Source organism: Exiguobacterium sp. s140, assembly GCF_018617035.1.
Classification (GTDB): domain Bacteria; phylum Bacillota; class Bacilli; order Exiguobacteriales; family Exiguobacteriaceae; genus Exiguobacterium; species Exiguobacterium profundum.
Genome location: NZ_JACSJK010000012.1, coordinates 1 through 1,613 on the forward strand (window position 1 = coordinate 1; position 1,613 = coordinate 1,613).

The 1,613-nt window shown below is 55.7% G+C and carries 1 rRNA gene (running past one end of the window); it reads left to right on the plus strand.

Annotated elements, in window-relative coordinates:
• Nucleotides 1-1,613, plus strand: a 23S ribosomal RNA gene (locus KNO61_RS17025) (its annotated part continues 1,256 nt past the right edge of the window); the annotation flags it as partial.

The following is a 1,613-nucleotide window of genomic DNA, read 5'->3' on the forward strand; positions in this document are numbered from 1 at the left end:
GGCGGGACACCCACGTGAATACATAGCGTGGCGTGAGGCATACCCGGGGAACTGAAACATCTAAGTACCCGGAGGAAGAGAAAGAAAATTCGATTCCCTGAGTAGCGGCGAGCGAAACGGGAACAGCCCAAACCAGGAAGCATGCTTCCTGGGGTTGTAGGACACTCTACACGGAGTTACAAAGGGATAGGGTAGGTGAACGACCTGGAAAGGTCGGCCAGAGAAGGTGACGGCCCTGTAGCCGAAACCCCATCCCCTCCAGAGTGGATCCTGAGTACGGCGGGACACGTGAAACCCCGTCGGAATCCGGGAGGACCATCTCCCAAGGCTAAATACTTCCTAGTGACCGATAGTGAACCAGTACCGTGAGGGAAAGGTGAAAAGCACCCCGGAAGGGGAGTGAAAGAGATCCTGAAACCGTATGCCTACAAGTAGTCAGAGCCCGTTCACGGGTGATGGCGTGCCTTTTGTAGAATGAACCGGCGAGTTACGATGGCGGGCGAGGTTAAGCCGATGAGGCGGAGCCGCAGCGAAAGCGAGTCTGAACAGGGCGCATCAGTCCGTCGTCGTAGACCCGAAACCAGGTGATCTACCCATGTCCAGGATGAAGGTCAGGTAACACTGACTGGAGGTCCGAACCCACGCACGTTGAAAAGTGCGGGGATGAGGTGTGGGTAGCGGTGAAATGCCAATCGAACCTGGAGATAGCTGGTTCTCTCCGAAATAGCTTTAGGGCTAGCCTCGAGGTGAAGAGTTCTGGAGGTAGAGCACTGATTGGACTAGGGGCCCCCACAGGGTTACCGAATTCAGTCAAACTCCGAATGCCAGCAACTTGTACTCGGGAGTCAGACTGCGAGTGATAAGATCCGTAGTCGAGAGGGAAACAGCCCAGACCATCAGCTAAGGTCCCCAAGTGTATGTTAAGTGGAAAAGGATGTGGCGCTGCACAGACAACTAGGATGTTGGCTTAGAAGCAGCCACCATTCAAAGAGTGCGTAATAGCTCACTAGTCGAGTGGCGCCGCGCCGAAAATGTAACGGGGCTAAACATACCACCGAAGCTATGGATCCCGTAAGGGATGGTAGGAGAGCGTTCCAAGCAGCAGTGAAGCGGTATCGTGAGGAGCCGTGGAGCGCTTGGAAGTGAGAATGCCGGTGTGAGTAGCGAAAAGAGGGGTGAGAATCCCCTCCGTCGAAAGCCTAAGGTTTCCTGAGGAAGGCTCGTCCGCTCAGGGTTAGTCTGGACCTAAGCCGAGGCCGAAAGGCGTAGGCGATGGACAACAGGTCGATATTCCTGTACCGCCGTACCACCGTTTGAACGATGGGGGGACGCAGAAGGATAAGGTGACCGTGCGACTGGAAGTGCACGGACAAGCAGCGAGGCCGTCGGGTTGGCAAATCCGCCCGGCACACAAGGTTGAGCTGTGACGTGGAGCCCGTAGGGCGAAGCACCGGATTTCACGCTGCCAAGAAAAGCCTCTAGTGAGGAGGTCGGCGCCAGTACCGCAAACCGACACAGGTAGGCGAGATGAGAATTCTAAGACGCGCGGGATAACTCTCGTTAAGGAACTCGGCAAAATGGTCCCGTAACTTCGGGAGAAGGGACGCTTATGG